This window comes from Pseudomonas serbiensis (assembly GCF_030580745.1).
GTDB classification, from domain to species: Bacteria; Pseudomonadota; Gammaproteobacteria; order Pseudomonadales; family Pseudomonadaceae; genus Aquipseudomonas; species Aquipseudomonas serbiensis.
The window spans coordinates 28831-50340 of the sequence record NZ_JAUQOO010000016.1; the positions used below are offsets into that span (position 1 = coordinate 28831).

At 58.6% G+C, this 21510-nt stretch carries 20 protein-coding genes; 10 read left to right on the forward strand and 10 right to left on the reverse strand.

The annotated features are described in order from the left end of the window. Nucleotide 1: 1 nt before the first annotated feature. The 4 genes from ypfJ to Q6A51_RS19330 all read right to left on the reverse strand — a co-directional run bounded on the left by ypfJ (nucleotide 2) and on the right by Q6A51_RS19330 (nucleotide 4786). The gene (gene ypfJ, locus Q6A51_RS19315) at nucleotides 2–886 is read right to left on the reverse strand and encodes a KPN_02809 family neutral zinc metallopeptidase (RefSeq protein WP_304575503.1); all 885 of its coding nucleotides are present in this window, start codon (nucleotides 884–886) and stop codon (nucleotides 2–4) included. 91 nt (nucleotides 887–977) lie between these two features. Beyond that, nucleotides 978–2255: an MFS transporter gene (locus tag Q6A51_RS19320; RefSeq protein WP_304575504.1), complete on the reverse strand. Its 1278-nt coding sequence runs from the start codon at nucleotides 2253–2255 to the stop codon at nucleotides 978–980. Nucleotides 2256–2408: 153 nt separating this feature from the next. Further along, on the reverse strand, nucleotides 2409–3494 hold the full coding sequence (gene trmA, locus Q6A51_RS19325; protein WP_201018706.1) for a tRNA (uridine(54)-C5)-methyltransferase TrmA: 1086 nt from the start codon (nucleotides 3492–3494) through the stop codon (nucleotides 2409–2411). Further along, a complete protein-coding gene (locus Q6A51_RS19330; protein ID WP_201018707.1) occupies nucleotides 3491–4786 on the reverse strand; it encodes an NCS2 family permease in 1296 nt (431 codons plus the stop codon). The genes trmA and Q6A51_RS19330 overlap by 4 nt, the downstream gene beginning before the upstream one ends. Before the next feature lie 449 nt (nucleotides 4787–5235). On the opposite strand from Q6A51_RS19330, the gene Q6A51_RS19335 reads away from it, so the two are divergent. The 3 genes from Q6A51_RS19335 to Q6A51_RS19345 all read left to right on the forward strand — a co-directional run bounded on the left by Q6A51_RS19335 (nucleotide 5236) and on the right by Q6A51_RS19345 (nucleotide 8021). Continuing rightward, nucleotides 5236–6675: a cytochrome ubiquinol oxidase subunit I gene (locus tag Q6A51_RS19335; RefSeq protein ID WP_201006393.1), complete on the forward strand. Its 1440-nt coding sequence runs from the start codon at nucleotides 5236–5238 to the stop codon at nucleotides 6673–6675. A 3-nt stretch (nucleotides 6676–6678) separates the two neighbouring features. Beyond that, nucleotides 6679–7686, forward strand: a complete 1008-nt coding sequence (gene cydB, locus Q6A51_RS19340; protein WP_201006391.1) for a cytochrome d ubiquinol oxidase subunit II — start codon at nucleotides 6679–6681, stop codon at nucleotides 7684–7686. A 167-nt stretch (nucleotides 7687–7853) separates the two neighbouring features. Beyond that, on the forward strand, nucleotides 7854–8021 hold the full coding sequence (locus tag Q6A51_RS19345; RefSeq protein WP_122318115.1) for a DUF2474 domain-containing protein: 168 nt from the start codon (nucleotides 7854–7856) through the stop codon (nucleotides 8019–8021). A 79-nt stretch (nucleotides 8022–8100) separates the two neighbouring features. Here the strand turns inward: Q6A51_RS19345 and Q6A51_RS19350 are convergent, their stop codons facing one another. Both Q6A51_RS19350 and Q6A51_RS19355 read right to left on the reverse strand, forming a co-directional pair. After that, entirely contained in the window at nucleotides 8101–9225 is a 1125-nt protein-coding gene (locus Q6A51_RS19350; RefSeq protein WP_304575505.1) for a methyltransferase, read from the reverse strand. A gap of 132 nt (nucleotides 9226–9357) precedes the next feature. Then, nucleotides 9358–9591: a helix-turn-helix domain-containing protein gene (locus Q6A51_RS19355; RefSeq protein ID WP_201006388.1), complete on the reverse strand. Its 234-nt coding sequence runs from the start codon at nucleotides 9589–9591 to the stop codon at nucleotides 9358–9360. A 338-nt stretch (nucleotides 9592–9929) separates the two neighbouring features. Between Q6A51_RS19355 and Q6A51_RS19360 the strand changes: the two genes are divergently transcribed. Beyond that, a complete protein-coding gene (locus Q6A51_RS19360) occupies nucleotides 9930–10706 on the forward strand; it encodes a ferredoxin--NADP reductase (RefSeq protein ID WP_201018710.1) in 777 nt (258 codons plus the stop codon). 66 nt (nucleotides 10707–10772) lie between these two features. Here the strand turns inward: Q6A51_RS19360 and mscL are convergent, their stop codons facing one another. Further along, nucleotides 10773–11219: a large-conductance mechanosensitive channel protein MscL gene (gene mscL / locus Q6A51_RS19365; protein WP_201006384.1), complete on the reverse strand. Its 447-nt coding sequence runs from the start codon at nucleotides 11217–11219 to the stop codon at nucleotides 10773–10775. A gap of 185 nt (nucleotides 11220–11404) precedes the next feature. Between mscL and radA the strand changes: the two genes are divergently transcribed. Further along, nucleotides 11405–12772, forward strand: coding sequence for a DNA repair protein RadA (gene radA / locus Q6A51_RS19370; protein WP_201006382.1), 1368 nt, complete (start codon nucleotides 11405–11407; stop codon nucleotides 12770–12772). Between the two features lie 150 nt (nucleotides 12773–12922). Here the strand turns inward: radA and Q6A51_RS19375 are convergent, their stop codons facing one another. Beyond that, complete coding sequence (locus Q6A51_RS19375) at nucleotides 12923–13291, reverse strand: PilZ domain-containing protein (protein WP_201018712.1); 369 nt, start codon at nucleotides 13289–13291, stop codon at nucleotides 12923–12925. 285 nt (nucleotides 13292–13576) lie between these two features. On the opposite strand from Q6A51_RS19375, the gene Q6A51_RS19380 reads away from it, so the two are divergent. The 3 genes from Q6A51_RS19380 to yjiA all read left to right on the forward strand — a co-directional run bounded on the left by Q6A51_RS19380 (nucleotide 13577) and on the right by yjiA (nucleotide 17018). Beyond that, a complete protein-coding gene (locus tag Q6A51_RS19380) occupies nucleotides 13577–15652 on the forward strand; it encodes a carbon starvation CstA family protein (protein WP_201018713.1) in 2076 nt (691 codons plus the stop codon). Between the two features lie 27 nt (nucleotides 15653–15679). After that, a complete protein-coding gene (locus Q6A51_RS19385) occupies nucleotides 15680–15877 on the forward strand; it encodes a YbdD/YjiX family protein (RefSeq protein ID WP_201006376.1) in 198 nt (65 codons plus the stop codon). Between the two features lie 160 nt (nucleotides 15878–16037). Beyond that, entirely contained in the window at nucleotides 16038–17018 is a 981-nt protein-coding gene (yjiA, locus tag Q6A51_RS19390) for a GTPase (RefSeq protein WP_304575506.1), read from the forward strand. Between the two features lie 130 nt (nucleotides 17019–17148). Here yjiA and Q6A51_RS19395 read toward each other — a convergent pair whose 3' ends face one another. After that, nucleotides 17149–18024, reverse strand: a complete 876-nt coding sequence (locus Q6A51_RS19395) for a LysR family transcriptional regulator (protein WP_304575507.1) — start codon at nucleotides 18022–18024, stop codon at nucleotides 17149–17151. Between the two features lie 102 nt (nucleotides 18025–18126). On the opposite strand from Q6A51_RS19395, the gene Q6A51_RS19400 reads away from it, so the two are divergent. Both Q6A51_RS19400 and Q6A51_RS19405 read left to right on the forward strand, forming a co-directional pair. Next, complete coding sequence (locus Q6A51_RS19400) at nucleotides 18127–19062, forward strand: NADP-dependent oxidoreductase (RefSeq protein ID WP_304575508.1); 936 nt, start codon at nucleotides 18127–18129, stop codon at nucleotides 19060–19062. 32 nt (nucleotides 19063–19094) lie between these two features. Then, nucleotides 19095–19964 (forward strand): NmrA/HSCARG family protein, encoded by an 870-nt coding sequence (locus tag Q6A51_RS19405; protein ID WP_304575509.1) that lies wholly within the window; start codon nucleotides 19095–19097, stop codon nucleotides 19962–19964. Nucleotides 19965–20192: 228 nt separating this feature from the next. On the opposite strand, the gene glyA is transcribed toward Q6A51_RS19405, so the two are convergent. Then, nucleotides 20193–21446, reverse strand: a complete 1254-nt coding sequence (glyA, locus tag Q6A51_RS19410; RefSeq protein WP_095067767.1) for a serine hydroxymethyltransferase — start codon at nucleotides 21444–21446, stop codon at nucleotides 20193–20195. Nucleotides 21447–21510 lie beyond the last annotated feature (64 nt).

A 21510-nucleotide genomic window follows, 5' to 3' on the forward strand; every position in this document is an offset into this window, starting at 1 on the left:
CTCAGAGACTCTTGGCGGCGAATGTATCGCATTGGTTGATGTGGCCTTGTGCAAAACCGGTCTTGAACCAGCGTACTCGCTGGGCGGACGTTCCATGGGTGAAGGAATCCGGTACGACCCGGCCACGGCCTTGCTGCTGCAAGCGATCATCGCCAATGGCGTTTGCCGCATTCAGTGCCTCTTCAATATCACCCGGCTCAAGCCAGTTCAAACGCTTTTGTGCGTTGTAGGCCCAAACCCCCGCAAGACAGTCGGCCTGCAACTCCTGGCGGACCAGCAGGCCGTTGTTGCCTTCCATGCGCTGACCTTGTTGGCGAGCCGCCTGGACCTTGGCTGAAATGCCCAGCAGGGTCTGCACATGATGGCCCACTTCATGGGCGATGACGTAAGCCTGGGCGAAATCCCCGGCGGCTGAAAAGCGCTGGGACATCTCGCGGAAAAACTCCAGGTCCAGATAAACCTGCTGATCGGCCGGGCAGTAGAAAGGGCCTGTGGCAGAGGTCGCAAAACCGCACGCCGAGTTTACCTGACCGCGGAACAGCACCAGAACCGGGTCCTTGTACTGGCGACCGTTCTGGGCGAACACGGCGCGCCAGGTATCTTCGGTGTCGCCAAGAATGCTGCGCACAAACTCGGCCTGCTGATCGTTGGCGGGCGGTGCCTGTCGGGTCTGCGGGCTGACTTGAGGGGATTGTTGCGTCATTTCCCCGGTGAGTTGCCCGAGGATCTGCATCGGGTCCTGGCCAGTCAGCAAACCGAAGGCGACGATAATCACCACGCCGCCCAGGCTGAGGCCCTTGCCACCGATGCGCATGCCGCCACCGCCGCTACTGCCATCGCGGGCATCGACTACGTTGTCGCTGCGTCGGCCTTTTTTCCACAGCATTCTGGAAGTCCTCCGCTGAACTCTAGAGAGTGTTGCTGGTGATACGTCACTCCGCCAGTCCGGCCGTCCAACTGTATGGACTCATCGGGTGTCACACCGGTTTTGCCCGTTGCTCGTTCTCTACAGGCGGCGACGCATCGGCAAAGTGATTCACTCGCCGCAAGCTTTTGAAGCCGACCATCCAGGCACCGACGACACCCAGCGTACACAGACCACCCATGATCGCAGCGGGGATCGGGCCGATCAGGGACGCGCTGGTGCCTGCGCGGAACTCACCCAGCTCGTTGGATGAGCCGATAAACAGCATGTTGACCGCATTGACCCGACCGCGCATGGCATCCGGTGTCGAGAACTGCACCAGAGCCGAACGAATATAGACGCTGACCATGTCCGCGGCCCCGGCAATCAGCAGGGCAAGGCAGGACAGCCAGAAGAGGGTAGAGAGGGCAAATACCAGATTCGCCACGCCGAACACACCTACCGCCAGGAACATGGTCATGCCGACATTGCGATCCAGAGGCCGCATGCTCAGGTAAACCCCGGTGGCCAGTTCGCCCAGGCTCATGGCGGCGCGCAGCGCACCCAGCCCTTGCGGCCCCAGATGCAGGACTTCATGGGCGTAGATCGGCAGCAGTGCTACCACGCCACCCAGCAAGACCGCGAACAGGTCCAGAGAAATGGTGCCCAGAATGATCGGTCGCGAGCGAATGAAGGCGATGCCTGCGGTAAAGCGCTGCCAGGCTCCGTCACCCAGATCCACAGGCTTGCCGGCAAAAGGCGTTGCGACCCGGCTCAGGCACAGAATGCCCACCAGAAATGAAAGCACGCAGGTCGAATAGGTCAGTTCTGCGCCACCCAGCGCATACAGGCCGCCCCCGATCAACGGCCCGGCCACGGTGGAGCAGCGCATGATGACGCTGTTGGTGGCGATGGCCGAGGCGAGTTGTTCCCTGGGCACAATCTGCGGCAGCAGGCTTTGCAGCGCAGGGCCGGTGAATGCTCGGGCGCAGCCATAAAGCACGAGTGCGCCGTAGATCAGACGCAGGTCATGCAGTTTGAGTGCCGAAAACAGCAGCAGAATCAGCCCGCACAGCGCTTGCACCGCCCAGCTTATGCTCAGGATCAGCTTGCGGTTGTAGCGGTCGATCAGGTCCCCGGCCGGCATGAGCAGCAGCAACATGGGGATGAACTGGGCAAGACCCACATAGGCCAGCGCCATCGGCTCGCGGGTCATGTCATAGACCTGCCAGGCCACGACTATGGCCTGGATCTGCATGGCGAAGACCGCTAGCAATCGTGCAAGGATGAAGTTGATGAAACCAGGTGCGCGGGACAGTTTGACTGATGAGGCGGGGGATTCAGAACTCAAGACAGTTATCCATCGAAGCGGTGAATACGCGGGTGGCGTTATACCTTAGCCGATGGAGCGCTACACATGAAGTAACTAAATAGTTTTGTGTGGTGTTGTTCGCGAATGAATTCGTTCCTGCAAGGTGGGAGCGAATTCATTCGCGAAAGTCAGTCAACGCCTGACCAGCAAAACCCCTGATTCCATATGGTGCGTATAAGGAAACTGGTCGAACAGCGCGCAACGCTCGATCCGGTGGGTGTCGTGCAATTGGGCTATGTTGGCGGCCAGGGTTTCCGGGTTGCAGGAAATGTACAGGATGCGCTCGAAACGGCGGGTCAACTCGCAGGTGTCCGGGTCCATGCCTGCGCGTGGCGGGTCGACGAACACGTTGGCGAACTCATAGCTCTTCAGGTCCACGCCCTGCAGACGGCGAAAAGGCCGTACGTCATTCAACGCCTGGGTCAGCTCTTCGGCGGAGAGGCGCACCAGCGTGACGTTATCCACCGAGTTGTCATCCAGGTTGCTCAGCGCGGCATTCACCGAGGTCTTGCTGATTTCGGTCGCCAGTACCTTGCGCACGCGGGTGGCCAGCGGCAGGGTGAAATTGCCGTTGCCGCAATACAGCTCCAGCAAATCGTCATCACGCTCGCCCAGCGCGTCATAAGCCCAATTGAGCATTTTCTGGTTCACCGTGCCGTTTGGCTGGGTGAACGCGCCTTCAGGCTGGCGATAGCTGAACGTGCGACCGGCGACTTCCAGTTTTTCGGTCACATAGTCGTGGCCGATCACCAGACGCTGGCCTTTGGAGCGGCCGATCAGGCTGACATTCAGCTCTGCCGCCAATGCCTGTGCTTCGACTTGCCATTCATCGTCCAGAGGGCGGTGGTAGCACATGGTAATCATGGCATCGCCGGCCAGGGTGGTCAGGAAGTCCACCTGAAACAACTTGTGGTTCAGCGTCGGGCTGGCCTCCCAGCGCTCGCGCAGAACAGGCATCAACGCATTGATACGCTCGCTGGCGATGGGCAGGCCTTCGAGCAGGATCGGCGTCTTGTTGTCGCCGGGGGCGAACATCGCGTAATAGCGCTTCTGGTCTTCGCGCCACAGGCGAAACTCGGCACGCAGGCGGTAATGCTCGCGCGGCGAGTCGAATATCTGCGGCTCGGGTGCGTCGAAGGGAGCCAGCAGCTCACGCAACCGGACGGCTTTTTCTTCGAGCTGACGGTCGTAGCTCGCGGGATCGAAAGGAACACTCATGCGTTGAACCAGCCCAGCTTGATCACGAACAGAATCGACAGGATCACCAGCGCCGAGTTCAGCTCGCGCCCGCGTCCCGAAAGCAGCTTGATTGCTGTCCAGGAAATGAAACCAAAGGCGATGCCGTTGGCGATGGAGTAAGTGAAAGGCATGGCCAGGGCGGTAATCACCACGGGGGCCGCGACAGTGAGGTCGTCCCAGTCGATTTCAGCCATGCCGGACGCCATCAGCACTGCGACGAACAGCAATGCCGGTGCCGTGGCGAAAGCAGGCACGCTGCTGGCCAGTGGCGCGAAGAACAATGCCAGCAGGAACAGCACGGAGACGACGATGGCGGTCAGGCCTGTGCGGCCACCGGCGCTGACACCGGCTGCGGATTCGATGTAGCTGGTCGTGGTCGATGTGCCCAGCAGCGAGCCGGCCATGGCCGCTGTACTGTCTGCGATCAACGCACGGCCCATCTTCGGCATGTGCCCGTCCTTGCCCATCAGCCCGGCGCGTTTGGCGACGCCGATCAGCGTGCCGGAGTTATCGAAGATATCCACGAACAGGAAGGCGAAGATGATGCTGACCAGACCAACGTCCAGCGCGCCCATGATGTCCAGTTGCAGGAAGGTCGGAGCCAGGGAAGGTGGCATCGACACGACGCCGCCGAACGGTGTGAAGCCCAGCGCAATGGAGGCGAGGGTAGTGACCAGAATGCCGATCAGGACTGCGCCGCGCACCTTGAGCTGATCCAGCGCAACGATCAGGAAGAAGCCCAGGGTCGCCAGAACCGGAGCCGGTTGTTTCAGGTCGCCCATGCCGATCATGGTGGCCGGGTTGCTGACCACGATGCCGGCGTTATGCAGAGCGATCAGTGCCAGGAACAGGCCAATCCCTGCTGCAATCGCCGAGCGCAGGGGCAGGGGAATGCTGTTGATGATCCATTCGCGAATCCGGAACAGCGACAGCAGGAAGAACATCACCGCCGAAATGAAGACCGCACCCAGCGCGACCTGCCAGGTATGGCCCATGTGCAGGACCACGGTGTAGGTGAAGAAGGCGTTCAGGCCCATGCCCGGCGCAAGGGCGATCGGGTAGTTGGCGATCAGGCCCATCACGGCCGAACCAATGGCCGCGGCCAGACAGGTCGCGACGAACAGCGCGCCCTTGTCCATGCCGGTTTCGCCAAGAATGCTCGGGTTGACGAACAGGATGTAAGCCATGGCCAGGAAGGTCGTGACGCCCGCGAGAATCTCGGTCCTCACGTTGGTGTTGTGTGCCTTGAGTTGAAACAGCCTTTCCAGCATGTCTGGCTCTCCGTAACGCGGCCCGCGTCGTGAATGATTCGACTCCAGAAGCAAAGCACAGGCTGACGCAGCAGCCCGCCATTTTTGCGAGTCGGAAAAAGCCGCGCATCATACCAGCAGGTTGCGGCTGTTGCTGCTCTGTGAATGGCTCCATCCCGCCCCGCACGCCATGTGTGGGCGAATTCATCCGTGAAAACACCGCGCACTCGGGGTGAGGCAACTCGCCACGCGGCAAAAGACCACACAACCTGCGGGTCTGAATGGGACTACTCTTTTAACGTCGGTTGACCTGCATCATTGCCCTTGCGCATGAAATGTGAACCGAAAGCATGAAACCAGCATCGAGATACTCATCAGAAGACTTCCGATGCGCCGGACTCCATGACCGTGGGGCAATCGCCGATGGCTTGCTGCCAAAGGCCGGTATCACCTGATATAGAGGAAGAATCATGTTCGGTTTGGAGGCACTAGACCTTGCCCGCATCCAGTTCGCATTCACGATTTCGTTCCACATCCTGTTTCCTGCCATCACCATTGGTCTGGCAAGTTACCTGGCTGTGCTCGAAGGGTTGTGGCTGAAGACCAACAACGACATTTACCGCGATCTCTACCATTTCTGGTCGAAGATATTTGCCGTCAACTTCGGCATGGGTGTTGTTTCCGGGCTGGTCATGGCTTATCAGTTCGGCACCAACTGGAGCCGCTTCTCCGACTTTGCCGGTGCGGTTACCGGACCGCTGCTGACCTATGAGGTCTTGACGGCGTTCTTCCTCGAAGCGGGGTTCCTCGGCGTGATGCTGTTCGGCTGGAACCGTGTCGGCCGTAACCTGCACTTCTTTTCGACGGTCATGGTCGCCATCGGCACCCTGATCTCGACCTTCTGGATTCTGTCGTCCAACAGCTGGATGCAGACGCCACAAGGTTTTGAAATCATCGACGGTCGCGTGATCCCTACCGACTGGTTTGCGGTGGTCTTCAACCCGTCCTTCCCGTATCGCCTGGCGCACATGTCGATTGCCGCGTTCGTGGCGACCGCGTTCTTCGTCGGCTCTTCGGCGGCCTGGCACCTGCTGCGCGGTCGCGATACGCCTCAGGTCCGCAAGATGCTGTCGATGGCCATGTGGATGGCTTTGCTGGTCGCGCCGTTGCAGGCTGTGGTCGGTGACTTCCATGGTTTGAACACGCTCAAGCATCAACCGGCGAAAATCGCCGCCATCGAAGGTCACTGGGAGAACGTCGGTGACGAGCCAACGCCTCTGATCCTGTTCGGCTGGCCCGACATGAAGGAAGAGCGGACCAAATATGCCGTTGAAATTCCGTATCTGGGCAGCCTGATCCTGACCCACAGTCTGGACAAGCAAGTCCCGGCGCTCAAGGAGTTCAAGCCTGAGGACCGGCCGAATTCGACCATTGTGTTCTGGTCGTTCCGAATCATGGTCGGCCTGGGTTTCCTGATGATCTTTACCGGTTTGTGGAGCCTCTGGCTGCGTAAGCGCGATGCGCTTTATAGCAACCGTCCTTTCCTGTACCTGACCTTGTGGATGGGGCCATCGGGGCTGATCGCGATCCTGGCTGGCTGGTTCACCACTGAAATCGGTCGTCAGCCCTGGGTCGTCTACGGCCTGATGCGCACGGCGGATGCATCGTCCGGGCACAGCGTCACGCAAATGAGCATCACCCTGGTCTTGTTTGTGGTTGTCTACTTCCTGCTGTTTGGCGCCGGCCTCGGTTACATGATGCGTCTGGTGCGCAAAGGGCCGAAGAAACACGTCGAACATACGCCGACCGGCGGTCCCGGCCAGAAACGTACGCCAGCCCGTCCGCTCTCCGCTGCCGAAGAAGGCTCCGAAGATGGCGACAACCTCGACAGCCTGAGCAAGGGGAACTGAGTCATGGGTATCGATCTTCCACTGATCTGGGCGGTCATCATCATCTTCGGCATCATGATGTACGTGGTGATGGACGGTTTTGACCTGGGTATCGGGATTCTCTTCCCGTTCATGAAAGACAGCTCCGACCGCGACGTGATGATGAACACCGTTGCCCCGGTCTGGGACGGTAATGAAACCTGGCTGGTACTGGGCGGCGCGGCATTGTTCGGCGCTTTTCCCCTGGCCTATGCGGTGGTGCTGTCGGCACTCTATCTGCCGCTGATCTTCATGCTGATGGGGCTGATTTTCCGCGGCGTGGCCTTCGAGTTCCGTTTCAAGGCCACGGAAGAAAAGCGTCACCTGTGGGACAAGGCTTTCATTGGCGGCTCATTGGTTGCGACCTTCTTTCAGGGTGTAGCGCTTGGGGCTTTCATCGAAGGCATTCCGGTGGTCAATCGCGAGTTTGCCGGTGGCTCACTGGACTGGCTGGCACCGTTTCCGATGTTTTGCGGTCTGGCATTGATCGTGGCTTATGCGCTGCTGGGTTGCACCTGGCTGATCATGAAGACCGAAGGATCATTGCAAAAGGCGATGCATGACCTGGCGCGTCCTCTGGCTCTGGTAATGCTGGCGGTCATTGGCATTGTCAGCCTCTGGACTCCGCTGGCACACCCGGACATTGCGCAGCGCTGGTTCACCCTGCCTAACCTGTTCTGGTTCATGCCGGTGCCGATTCTGGTGCTGGTCACCATGTACGGCCTGTTCAAGGCGGTGGCCCGCAATGCCCATTACACGCCGTTCCTGCTGACACTGCTGCTGATCTTTCTGGGCTACAGCGGGCTGGGTATCAGCCTGTGGCCCAATATCATTCCGCCGTCAGTCTCCATCTGGGACGCTGCGGCTCCGCCTCAGAGCCAGGGTTTCATGCTGGTGGGCACGCTGTTCATCATCCCGTTCATTCTGGGGTACACCTTCTGGAGTTATTACGTGTTTCGCGGGAAGGTGACTGCTGAAGACGGTTATCACTAGGCACTGTATGAAATGTATCTGCGCTCGGTGATGCGGCGTTAAAAACAGGCTCGGAATGCTCATTTACACCCAGTAAACTCCGCTTCCTCGCCTGTTTTTGCCTTGCCTCACCTTCGCTCGAAAACATTTCGTACAGCGCCTCATTTTTAAATCAGAGGAGATTGGCGATGTCTGGCAAAGATTCCATGCACGACAAGGATCCAGCGATGAGCAAGCCGCTCTGGCAGCGGCTGGCCTGGCTGGCCGGTATCTGGGCAGGCAGTGTCTTTGCGCTGTTCATCGTGGCCAGCCTGATGCGCATGTTCATGAATGCAGCGGGATTGACCACCCACTGATTGCCATGCGCTGAATTCCCATCCCGTGTTTCGTGGACACGGCTTCATGACCCTCCTTGCGGAGGGTTTTTTTTGAGGTTTATTTGCGGGCTTTGAGAATCACGAACTTGGGTGTTGCGGCGACTTGCTCAACACCGCGGAACAAGCGCGCCAGTTTGCTGTGATAGCCCAGATGGCGGTTGCCGACGATATACAGCGCGCCACCGACCACCAGCGATGCCCGCGCTTGCAGGAACATGCGCCAGGCCAGGAAGTCACCGACCACCTGTTGCTGATGGAAGGGCGGGTTGCAGAGCACCACATCCAGCGAGTCCAGTTCCTGACTGGCCAGACCATCGCCAGCACGAATCACCACCTCGCGATCTCCCAGCGCCGCTTGCCAGTTCTCTGCGGCCGACTGCACGGCCATGAACGACTCGTCCACCAGCGTGTAATGAGCATCCGGGTTATCCAGAGCACTGGCGATTGCCAGTACACCGTTGCCGCAACCCAGATCGGCGACTCTGGCCGAGCCGAGGTTTTTGGGTAGATAAGGCAGGAAGGCCCGTGTGCCGATATCCAGGCTGTCGCGACAGAAAACGTTGGCATGATTGACCAGCTCGATGGCGGGTTGATCGAGCGTGTAGCGGGTCGGGTAAGGCGAGCTCAGGACCTCTCCAGGCTCTGGCGTGCAGAACAGCAGGCGTGCCTTTTTCACGGCCAGCGATGCCTGTACCGGTCCAATATATTCTTCCAGCAGGTCACCGGCTGAGCGCGGCAAGTGCTTGACCATTGCCGCTGCGATCACTCGCGCATCCGGAGCCAGTTGGCCTTGCAAACGAACGAGCTGTTCTTCCAGCAGAGCCATTGTCTTGGGAACCCGGATCAGCACCCAGTCGAAAGGGCCGGTCAGCGGCTCGCTGGCCGGGATCACGGGTACGGCGTCGTAGGCCATGCCGTTGCGGGTCAGGTTCTTTTCCAGACCCTGTGCCGCCAGATACGAGTCGGTGCTGCTGACCACCGTTGCATGCTGCGCCAGGCTTGCGGCCAGTGCGCCGAAGCTATCGTTGAGTACCAGCACCTTGCTCTGAAGGGTGAGGCCGATTTCTGCCACGTAATTGAGCAAGTATTCGTCAGCCGCGTCGAATGCCTGCAAGGGCTCATCTTGTTGTTCGGGTTGGCGAATGAGATCAAGTTGAGCGAAAGGACTGGTCAGCACGGGCATGGGCACAAAAACTCTGGGGCAATCGACGTATGTCATGCGAGCCCTGCATCGGATGGGCTCGCTGAGATCGGCAAGTTTACGTGCTTTTTACTGTTTGGCACCCTCCATGTTGGTGGCCGATGGCCGACTTCCTCAGAACATCCCGCTCAAGGCGGCCTGCACGGCCGCAGCCGTTTTGTTGCAAACCCCCATTTTCTGTATCGCGCTGGCGATATGAAAATGAATGGTGCGCTCTTTCAGGCTCAGGATGATTGCGATGTCGCCCGCTGTCTTGCCTTCTGCGGACCATTTGAGGATTTCGATTTCTCGATGGGTAAGGTTTTTTGCGTGAGATGGGGATGGTGAGTTGAGTTCCATGGATCCCATGATCGCCTCCATGCCTTTGATGGCGAGATGTTTCGTATTGTTTAAGCAGTCTAGAAAAAATCCATCGAGTACAAATTGCGGTTGTGGCTATCTAGACGAGTGGTGTGATGGCTTTTATGTATCCAAAGGGATGTCTTTATGGCTGGAACGCTGATGGGAGCTTGGTTGCGGCTTTTCAGGCAGTACAGGCTTTCAACTAATGAATACCGGCCCAAGAACCAAATACTCTAAATCGCCTGTGTGGGAGTCGCTCAAAGCACTACAAACAGCCGGTGTTTATCGAGCGCGCTTTGGGGGACACTGGAGGCCTTTTCCAGCTCCGGAGTCAGAAGCGTCCCATGACCGCCAGCGAAGACAAGTTCACCCGGCAAACACTGCTGCGTGTGACGCCGTTGACCGACAACCTGTTCACCCTGCGTACTACCCGCGATCCCGGGTTCCGTTTTCGTGCCGGGCAGTTCGCTCGCCTTGGCGTGACGAAGGCCGACGGCAGCACGGTATGGCGCGCGTATTCCATGGTTTCTGCGCCTCATGACGAGTTTCTGGAGTTCTTCTCCATCGTGGTGCCAAACGGGGAGTTCACCAGTGAGTTGAGTCGTCTGCGCGAAGGCGACACCTTGCTGGTGGAGAAACTGGCGACCGGATATCTGACGCCTGACCGCTTTGTCGATGGACGAGACTTGTGGCTTTTATCCACAGGCACGGGCGTTGCCCCTTTTCTCTCGATCCTTCAGGACTTCGAGATATGGGATAAATTCGAGCGGATCATCCTTGTCTACAGCGCCCGTGAGGCCAGGGAGCTGGCTTATCAACAACTGATTGCCGAGTTGATGCAGCGGGATTATCTGGCCGAGTACGCCGACAAGTTCCTGTTCCTGCCCACCGTAACCCGCGAACAGCACCCCGGCGCCTTGCATGGTCGCATCACTAGCCTGATCGAAAATGGCGCGCTGGAACGTGCTGCAGGTGTCGAGCTGACGCCCGAGCATTCGCGGGTGATGATCTGCGGCAATCCGCAGATGATCGACGACACAAGGGCCGTGCTCAAACAGCGGAACATGCAACTGAACCTGACCCGTCGGCCAGGGCAGGTTGTGGTGGAGAATTACTGGTAAGTCATTCGCGAATCTGTGGGAGGCAGCTTGCTGGCGATTTCTGAAGCTGCCTCCCACAGTCTTGCTTCAAACTGGACGACCAGGGTCCACAGTAACCGGCGCCGCTGGCTTGTTCTGCTCTTTGAGCAAATCACGGATCTCGCCCAGCAGGACTTCTTCCTTGGACGGCGTTGGCGGCAGAGTCGGGGCCTTGGCTTCTTCGCGTTTCAGGCGGTTGATGGCCTTGACGCCCATGAAGATTGCGAAGGCAACGATGACGAAGTCGAGAACGGTCTGGATGAACTTGCCGTAAGCCAGCAACACGGCGGGCGTCGTACCTTCGGCTGCTCTCAGGGTAATGGCCAGATCACTGAAGTCCACGCCGCCGATCAACAGGCCCAGCGGTGGCATGATCACGTCACCGACGAATGACGAAACGATCTTGCCGAACGCTGCACCAATGATGATACCCACGGCCATATCGACCACGTTACCTTTGACGGCGAAGGCCTTGAATTCGCTTAGTACGCTCATGGGTGATTCCTTGTTACAGAGGGAGATGACCGGATTCAGTGTAATGGAGCAATGTGTATCCTGCTGTGTACATGTGCAATCGACCGGGGTTGGTGCGGTAAGTTTTATCCGGATCGGCAAAAACCGAGTTCCGGCGGCGCGGCATTTGCTGCGTTATCATGCTGCTTTTTACGACTGGGGTTGTCATGGCCAAGGCCAAACGCTTGTACGGCTGCACTGAGTGCGGTGCGACTTTTCCCAAATGGGCTGGCCAGTGCAGTGATTGCGGCGCCTGGAACACGCTGGTTGAAACCATGCTGGAAAGCGGCGCGGCAGCTGCGCCCAGCGGACGTACCGGTTGGGCAGGCTCGCAGGCCCAGATCAAGACCCTTGCCGAAGTCAGTGTCGAAGAGATTCCACGCTTCTCGACCAACTCCAACGAGCTGGACCGGGTCCTGGGCGGCGGCCTTGTGGACGGCTCTGTCGTATTGATCGGTGGCGATCCGGGTATCGGTAAATCCACGATTCTGCTGCAAACCCTGTGCAATATCGCCGAGCGCATGCCAGCCCTGTATGTAACGGGCGAAGAGTCCCAGCAACAGGTGGCCATGCGCGCTCGGCGTCTTGGGTTGCCTCAGGACAAACTGCGAGTGATGACCGAAACCTGTATCGAGTCGATCATCGCCACGGCGCGTGTCGAGCATCCCAAGGTCATGGTGATCGACTCCATCCAGACGATTTTCACCGAGCAACTGCAATCCGCTCCCGGTGGCGTGGCGCAGGTGCGTGAAAGCGCTGCCCTGCTGGTGCGTTACGCCAAGCAGAGCGGCACGGCGATTTTCCTGGTCGGCCATGTGACCAAGGAAGGTGCGCTGGCCGGGCCCCGTGTCCTGGAGCATATGGTGGATACCGTTCTCTATTTCGAGGGCGAATCGGATGGACGACTGCGTTTGCTGCGGGCGGTGAAAAACCGTTTCGGCGCCGTCAACGAACTGGGCGTGTTCGGCATGACGGACAAAGGGCTCAAGGAAGTTTCCAACCCGTCAGCGATTTTTCTGACCCGTGCTCAGGAAGAAGTGCCCGGCAGCGTGGTCATGGCGACCTGGGAAGGCACGCGCCCGATGCTGGTGGAAGTGCAGGCGCTGGTGGATGACAGTCACATGTCCAACCCGCGTCGGGTGACGCTGGGGCTGGATCAGAATCGTCTGGCGATGCTGCTGGCGGTCTTGCATCGCCATGGTGGAATCCCGACCCATGACCAGGATGTGTTCCTCAATGTGGTGGGCGGGGTGAAAGTGCTCGAGACCGCGTCTGACCTGGCGTTGATGGCGGCTGTCATGTCCAGCCTGCGCAACCGGCCATTGCCTCATGATCTGCTGGTGTTCGGGGAAGTGGGGCTTTCCGGCGAAGTCAGGCCGGTGCCCAGCGGTCAGGAGCGCCTGAAAGAGGCCGCCAAGCATGGCTTCAAGCGGGCTATCGTGCCCAAGGGCAACGCACCGAAGGAAGCGCCAGCCGGTTTGCAGATCATTGCGGTCACCCGATTGGAACAGGCGCTGGATGCGTTGTTCGAGTAGGGCTGATCAGTCAAGGCCAAAACAAACTTGTAGGAGGCAGCTTGCTGGCGAAAAAGGCCTTGAAATCGACAGATATTATGCGTCTGTACGCTGAAGTCGCCAGCAAGCTGCCTCCCACAAAGTGATTTTGATCGGAACTCAGTCTCGGACTCAAATCTCGATCAACGCCGCCAGCTCACGATCCAGCTCTGCCGGATCCCCGAGATTAAGCTCCACCAGCCGCTTCAAATGGCTGATCGATTCCAGTCCGATATGCAGGCAGACGAACCCCAGGTGATGGTTGTCGTCATGGGTCAGCTTCACGTCCATCTTCACGTAGGCATCGTCGCTGAGATGGATGTCGACCAGGAAATGCTCGTTCGGGTCACCCGTCCAGGGTTCCGGCCTTTCGATGAGGAGTCCTTTCAGAGAGAGGTCGAGCAACTGCACTTTCCAGTTGTTGCTGCCCTGGTTGAGGTCGGTCCTGGCATCGAACGCGATGCGCTTGAAGCGACGGCGATCTGAGGGGGAGTCGGTCATCAAGTGAGCTCTCGTGGTATCGACTGACATGTGAGCCAGCGGACATGCCATTGATAATGGCACCCTTGTCTACGCACGATAGACCTGAACGGGGTTGCCGAACAGCCTGTGGGCGATTTTTATTGTCTGGTGTACGCGACGGCAGGAATCTGGCCCCGTGCGAGTCAGATATTTGAGTTTTGACCTGTCAAAAGTGTTCTAGACCATCGTTGGGGGTGGCCTTTCGCTCTGACAGGGCTAAACTCGGAGTGCTTGCCTTCTAGTCAACTCTGCTGGAATAAGAAAATGAAAAATAACAATAGCCTAATGCGCCACGTGCCTTGGCTGCTTCTCGCAATTATTGGGGCTTGTGCCCTGGGGGTGGTGGCACTACGTCGTGGCGAGGCAATCAATGCCTTGTGGATCGTGGTCGCTGCTGTAGCTATTTATCTGGTCGCTTATCGTTACTACAGTCTTTTCATCGCTAACCATGTCATGCAACTCGACCCGCTGCGGGCAACCCCGGCCGTGGTCAACAATGATGGTCTGGACTATGTGCCGACCAACAAGCACATTCTGTTCGGACACCACTTCGCAGCCATCGCAGGCGCAGGCCCATTGGTCGGCCCGGTACTGGCCGCGCAGATGGGTTACCTGCCCGGCACACTCTGGCTGATTGCCGGTGTGGTTCTGGCGGGCGCGGTACAGGACTTCATGATCCTGTTCCTGTCCACACGCCGTAACGGTCGCTCCCTGGGCGACATCGTTCGTGAGGAAATGGGCCGCATTCCCGGCACCATTGCCTTGTTTGGCTGCTTCCTGATCATGATCATCATCCTTGCGGTGCTGGCGCTGATCGTGGTCAAGGCCCTGGCTGAAAGCCCGTGGGGCATGTTCACGGTCATGGCGACAATCCCGATCGCGATGTTCATGGGCGTTTACATGCGCTACATCCGCCCGGGTCGCATTGGTGAAATCTCCATCATCGGCGTGGTTCTGCTGCTGCTTTCCATCTGGATAGGCGGCTCGGTGGCTGCGGATCCGGTCTGGGGCCCCATGTTTACCTTCACCGGTGTGCAAATCACCTGGATGCTGGTGGGCTACGGTTTCGTGGCGGCAATGCTGCCGGTATGGCTGCTGCTCGCACCGCGTGACTATCTCTCTACCTTCCTCAAGATCGGTACCATCGTCGCGCTGGCCATCGGCATCCTGATTCTGGCACCCGAGCTGAAAATGCCGGCTCTGACCCAGTTCACCGACGGTACAGGTCCGGTCTGGAAAGGCGCGCTGTTCCCGTTCCTGTTCATCACCATTGCGTGTGGTGCGGTGTCGGGCTTCCATGCACTGATCTCCTCGGGCACCACGCCCAAGCTGCTGGATAACGAAAAGAACGCCCGCTACATCGGTTACGGCGGCATGTTGATGGAGTCCTTCGTCGCCATCATGGCCATGGTTGCCGCTTCGGTGATCGAGCCGGGTGTGTACTTCGCCATGAACAGCCCGGCTGCAATTGTGGGCAGTGATGTGGTGTCTGTGGCACAAACCATCAGCAACTGGGGCTTTACCATTACGCCCGAGCAACTGACCGCTGTGGCCAAGGATATCGGCGAGAACACCATCCTGGCCCGTGCCGGTGGTGCTCCGACCCTCGCGGTCGGTATCGCGCAGATCCTGCACCAGGTCCTGCCGGGTGAAAACACCATGGCGTTCTGGTACCACTTCGCGATTCTGTTTGAAGCCCTGTTCATCCTGACTGCTGTGGACGCCGGTACCCGTGCCGGTCGCTTCATGCTTCAAGACCTGCTGGGCAGCTTCGTACCTGCTCTCAAGCGCACCGAGTCCTGGGTGGCCAACGCCATTGGTACAGGTGGCTGCGTCGCACTGTGGGGTTACCTGCTTTATCAAGGTGTGATCGACCCGCTGGGTGGCATCAATACCTTGTGGCCGCTGTTCGGTATCTCCAACCAGATGCTGGCCGGTATTGCCCTGATGCTTGCCAGTGTCGTGCTGATCAAGATGAAGCGTCAGCGTTACGTTTGGGTGACCTTGCTGCCTGCATCCTGGCTGCTGATCTGCACCGTGACCGCGAGCCTGATCAAGCTGTTCGACTCCAACCCTGCCATTGGCTTCCTGGCACTGGCCAAGAAGTACAGCACCGCAGCGGATGCCGGTCAGATCCTGGCTCCGGCCAAGACCATGGACCAGATGCAGCACGTGATCTTCAACGCTTACACCAACGCCGGTCTGACTATCCTGTTCCTGTTCGTCGTGTCCAGCATCCTGTTCTACGCGCTGAAAGTCGGCCGTGCGGCGTGGATCAAGAAAGAGCGCAGCGACAAGGAAATGCCATACCAGGCCATGCCTCCGGGATCACAGGTGTGATAACGGTCATGAAGAGAGGATCAGCCCATGTTCAATGACCTGAGTCGCCTCGGGAAATACCTCGGTCAGGCCGCGCGTCTGATGGTGGGTATGCCTGACTACGACACCTATGTCGAACACATGCAGGCCAAACACCCGGACAAGCCGTTGATGAGCTACGAGGAGTTCTTTCGGGAACGACAAGAGGCTCGTTACGGCGGCAAGGGTGGTCCCAAGTGTTGCTGACCCTCTGATCTGCGTTATTGTCTGAATCGACGCGCCACAGGCCAATACCTGTGGCGTTGTCGTTTTTACAGGTCTCTGCAGGACTGATCGGTATTACTCTGTAGGACCGGATTCATCCGGGAAGGCGATATACCGGACATATTGAATTGCTGGAGTACACATGACTGTTGCGCAACCCATCCCCGTCACCGTATTGACCGGTTTTCTGGGAGCCGGCAAAACCACTCTGCTGCGCCATTTGCTCAAGGCCGAACACGGCCTGAAAATCGCGGTAATCGAAAACGAATTCAGTGAGGCCGGTATCGACAGCCAGTTGCTCGGCACCGATCCCGTGCAAATCATGACGCTGTCCAACGGCTGCGTCTGCTGCACCATCCACACCGACCTGACCAAAGCTCTGTACCTGCTGCTGGAGCGCCTGGACAGCGGTGAAATTGCCTTCGACCGACTGGTGATCGAATGCACCGGGCTTGCCGATCCGGCTCCCGTTGCGCAAACCTTCTTCATCGATGAAGAACTGCGCGAGCGCTACATCCTCGACGGCATCATCACGCTGGTGGATGCTGCCCATGCCGACACCCACCTGGCCCAGACCATCGCCCAGGCACAGATAGGCTTCGCCGACCGCCTGCTGGTGAGCAAGCGCGATCTGGTGGATGAAGAAGCCTTCCAGGCCCTCTCGTCCCGCCTGACCCGTATCAACCGCCGCGCACCGATTCGTATCGTTGAACACGGCAAGATCGATCTGGCCGAATTGCTGGATGTCAGAGGCTTCAACCTCAATGCCGACCTCGGTGGTGGCGTCACCCTGCGCCCGCTTGCCCCGGCTGGAACATCCGCCGACCGCATCTCCAGCCTGGTGCTGCGCAGCGACAAACCGCTGGATATCGACAAGCTCAGCGAGTTCATGAACGAACTGCTCGAAGATCACGGCAAACAACTGCTGCGCTACAAAGGCGTGCTCAATATCGCAGGCGAGCCCCGGAGAATGGTGTTCCAGGGCGTGCTGAAACTCTATGGCTTCGACTGGGATACCGAATGGGCAGAAGACGAAAAACGCGAAAGCGTGATCGTGTTCATTGCCGATGAGTTGCCTGAGGAGAAGATTCGGGCGGCGTTTTCCGCGATGGTGGGGGCGTAACGGGTTTTATGAAAAGCGGCGTTGCTGGCTATGGGTTCGCCATCGTCCGTTGCCGGTCGATTCTGTTGAAAGTCGACTGTTTTCAACAGAGTCGGCCAATAGCTGGCACCCGGGTCAGGCTTAATGGGTTCTATCCCCTCAGAACAAGAGACATGTCCGAGTATTTGTCACACATGAAGTCGACGAATGCGCGAACCTTTGGAGCCGCAAGCCGCCTGGATGTGTGCAAGACCCAAAGTGCGGGCTCCACACCTGACACCGTTCCCCACTGAACCAACTCACCGCTGGCAAGCTGGTTCCAGGCGATGGACTGGGGAATGAGGGCTGCACCGCCACCGGCGATAGCTGCATCGCGGACCATCAGTAACGAAGAGAATCGCATTTTCGGGATCGGCTCCAAGACCAACTGACCGCCATCGAGACTCCAGTGCGTGGGCTGGAAAGTCGATGTCACGATACCGGGAACGGGTCTGATTGCGCCGGGCATGGGCCTGGGTATTTCAGGCGCCGCCACAACGATCAACCGGTCCTTGGCGAAGCACCTTCCGACCAGGCTGCTGTCCGGGCTTGGGTTGATCCGAATGGCGACGTCAAATTGTTCCTCCACCAGATCCACCATGCGATCTTCCGCTACGACCTCAATAAAGACTTCCGGGTAGGCCGCACAGAACTCGGCACCAATACGTCCCATCGCGAGCTGCGAGAACAGGATCGGGGCCGCCACTCGCAAACGTCCGCGAGGTATTGAAACGCCCTCACGTGCTGCCGTCATGGCTTCGGTCACTTCGCTCAGCGGCCCTTCAGTTCGAGACATCAGCAACTCACCTGCCTCGGTGAGTTTCAAGCCCCGCGCGCTGCGCTCGATCAGCCTTACGCCCAGTTGCTCTTCAAGGTCGGCGATTCGACGCGACAAGGTGGCTTTGGAAATACCGCTCGCACGGCTTGCCTTCCCCAGCCCCTCATTGGTAGCGACGAGAATGAAATCGATCAGCGCATTGATGTTCATGGTGTTCCATATTTGAAACGAGGTGTCTGGATTTTGTGGTCTTCGTTTTGTAAGTGCAACGGAATACTTTCACATCATCTGGACATGACATGAGGAGTTCCAATGAACACCATCCAACGCGCTGTACTGATCCGCGCCTACGGCGGTGCTGATGCCGCACAAGTTGCCGAGATCGAGAAGCCAGCACCAGGGCAGGGCCAGGTTCTGGTTCGGGTTCGAGCCGCTGGCGTGAACGGCATCGACTGGAAGGTTCGTGAAGGTCATGTGCGCAATGCCTTCCCGCTTTCATTGCCTATCGTGTTGGGCGCCGAGATGGCTGGGGTGATCGATGCGGTGGGGCCCGGTGCGTCTCGTTTCAGTGTTGGCGACCGTGTCATGGGGGCCATGGGTGGACTGGGCGCGTACGCTGAGTTCGTTACAGTCAGCGAAGCGAGCCTTTCCCCGACACCTGAGGCACTGGACGACCTGCATGCGGCTGCCATGCCTGTAGCAGCCGTGGCAGCCTGGAACAGTCTTCATCACGCAGGGCCGATCTTTGCGGGCCAGCGAGTCCTGGTTCATGGCGCAGCAGGAGGACTAGGCGCTTATGCCGTGCAGTACGCCAAGCGGGCTGGTGCCGAGGTCTTCGCAACGGCGGGCACGGCGGACCTGGATTACGTGCGCAGCCTCGGCGCCGATTTTGTCTTTGACTACCAATCCCAACGTTTTGAAAACGTCGTCCGGAATATTGACCTGGTGCTCGACTACGTCGGGGGTGAGGTACTGGACCGATCGTGGCAGGTGCTGGCGCAGGACGGTGTCGTTGTCGGCACGTCATCGCCCGACATTCTTGCCCGAACGCCCGCGAATCGCCGAAGCCTTTGGTTCATGAATAAACCTGATCCTCAATTGCTGGAGAGGCTGGCCAGGGAAGTCGCTGGCGGCACGCTTCAATCGAGAATCGGTGACGTAGTTGGCTTCTCTGATATCCCCAGAGCAATCGAACGCAATCGTACCGTTTCACGGACGGGCAAGGTCGTTGCGGATTTCACTCGCTGATTCACTTTAAATCCCATTCAGGAGTTTCAAACATGAGCATTCTGGTTATTGGCGCCACGGGCACCATTGGTTCACTGGTCACTCAAGGCCTTGCTGGCGCGGGCGCCGAAGTCAAAGCCCTTGTTCGCCAAGCGGGTAAGCGGGAGTTCCCGGCTGGCGTCACTGAAGTTGTCGCAGACCTCACTGACGTAGCGTCGATGCGCGTTGCGCTCTCGTCGGTGCGTACCCTGTTCCTGCTCAATGCCGTGACGCCTGATGAGGTCACTCAAGCCCTTATCACGCTGAACCTGGCGCGCGAGGCGGGTATTGAGCGCATTGTTTATCTGTCGGTGATTCATGCCGACAAATTCACCAATGTCCCGCACTTCACGGGCAAGCATACGGTTGAACGCATGATCGAGAGCCTCGATATGCCTGCCACTGTCCTGCGTCCGGCTTACTTCATGCAAAACGAGCGCATGGTCCAACAGACTATTCAGAACTACTCGGTGTACCCAATGCCGATCGGCGCGGCGGGCGTGTCGATGATTGACGCACGCGATATCGCTGATGTCGCGGTTGCAGAGCTGCTGCGACGCGATAAAGCACCTTCTGCGCTGGATCGTGTAACGCTGGAGCTGGTTGGGCCGCAAGCGCTCACCGGTGTGTCCGTGGCGAATATCTGGAGTGCTGCTCTGGGGCGTGAGATCGTCTACGGGGGTGATGACGTAGCTGCTTTTGAAGAACAACTGGCTTCGTATGGTCCCACCTGGCTGGCTTATGACATGCGCCTGATGATGTCGGGTATCCAGGCCTTCGGCATGCAATCAACTCAAGGCACGGTAGAAAAGCTTCAGGCCATCATTGGGCACCCGCTGCGCACCTACGAAGACTTCGTGCGCGAGGCCGTTGCTGAGGTTTAAGCCGCCATGGCATTGACCGGTTTTATCCATCAGGCGATGGCGGCCTGCTGTGGGTTGATAGCCAGTGTTTTACCGCCGGGTCAGTCAGGGCCATTCACGCTTGTCTGTATCGTGTTTGCAATGCTGGCGCTATGTATCTACTCGTCAGGTCGCGCGCAGGCCCCACCATAAATGAAAAAGCCCGGACTCAAGAGCCCGGGCTTTTTCATGTAACCAGCAACTACGCTATCAAGCGCCGTAAACCGGCAGCTTGGCGCAGATGGCCTTGACCTTCTCGCGAACGGCGTCGATCACCGCTTCGTTGTTCAGGTCAGCCAGGATGTCGCAGATCCAGCCAGCCAGTTCCTTGCACTCTGCTTCCTTGAAGCCGCGAGTGGTCACTGCCGGGGTGCCGAAGCGCAGGCCGGAGGTGACGAACGGGGAGCGTGGGTCGTTCGGGACGGAGTTCTTGTTCACGGTAATGAAGGCGCGGCCCAGGGCGGCGTCTGCGTCTTTACCGGAGATGTCCTGTTTGATCAGGGACAGCAGGAACAGGTGGTTTTCAGTACCGCCGGAAACCACGTCGAAACCGCGCTCGATGAACACGCCAGCCATTGCCTTGGCGTTCTTGACCACTTGTTGCTGGTAGGCCTTGAACTCCGGTTGCAGTGCTTCCTTGAAGCAGACAGCCTTGGCGGCGATGACGTGCTCCAGTGGGCCGCCCTGTGCGCCAGGGAATACAGCCGAGTTCAGCTTCTTCTCGATGTCGGCGTTGGCGCGAGCCAGGATCAGGCCGCCACGTGGGCCGCGCAGGGTTTTGTGGGTGGTGGTGGTGACCACGTCTGCGAATGGAACCGGGTTCGGGTAGACACCAGCGGCAACCAGACCGGCTACGTGAGCCATGTCGACGAACAGGTAAGCACCGACCTTGTCAGCGATTTCGCGGAAACGGGCGAAGTCCAGAACCTGCGAGTAGGCAGAGAAACCAGCAACGATCATTTTTGGCTTGTGCTCGACGGCCAGACGCTCGACTTCGTCGTAGTCGATCATGCCATTGGCGTCGATGCCGTACTGAACGGCGTTGTACAGTTTGCCCGAGGAGCTGACGCTGGCGCCGTGGGTCAGGTGACCGCCGTGAGCCAGGCTCATGCCCAGAATGGTGTCGCCACCTTGCAGCAGAGCCAGGTAAACAGCGGAGTTTGCCTGGGAGCCAGCGTGTGGCTGGACGTTGGCGTAATCGGCGCCGAACAGTTCCTTGGCGCGGTCGATGGCCAGTTGTTCAACGACGTCGACGTACTCGCAGCCACCGTAGTAGCGCTTGCCCGGATAGCCTTCGGCGTACTTGTTGGTCAGGACCGAGCCCTGAGCCTCCATGACAGCCGGGCTGGTGTAGTTTTCCGAGGCAATCAGCTCGATATGCTCTTCCTGGCGCAGGGCTTCTTGCTCCATTGCGGCAAAAAGATCGGAGTCGTACTTCGCGAGAGTCAAATCACGGCTGAACATGGCAGTCCTCGAGGGTTGGAGCGGAAAAGGGGGGCATTCTACCCCATCGCGTTTTATCTGGCAT